General features: G+C 66.4%; 1 protein-coding gene. It reads right to left on the reverse strand.

What is annotated here, in order from left to right; all coding sequences use genetic code 11:
• The coding region (locus tag ACSNOK_RS34910; protein ID WP_436784719.1) for a M28 family peptidase at window positions 1-259 on the reverse strand (259 nt) is incomplete at both ends.

The following is a 259-nucleotide window of genomic DNA, read 5'->3' on the forward strand; positions in this document are numbered from 1 at the left end:
GATGCCCTTGGCGGCGAACCAGTCCTTGAAGACCTTCTCGATGGCCGGGTCGTCGTCGTAGACGAAGTAACCGGCGTTCGGCGAGCCGATCATGTCGAAGTTGAGGTAGCCGTCGATCTTCGACCGCTCCGTGGCGGGGAGGCTGTTGACGTAGTGCTTCGAGCCCACCAGCCCCAGTTCCTCGGCTCCCCACCAGGCGAACCGCAGGTGCTTGTCGGGCCGGTACCCGGCACGGGCCACGGCCAGGGCGGTCTCCAGG

This window comes from Streptomyces sp. URMC 126, assembly GCF_051386555.1.
In the GTDB taxonomy this organism is placed as follows: domain Bacteria; phylum Actinomycetota; class Actinomycetes; order Streptomycetales; family Streptomycetaceae; genus Streptomyces.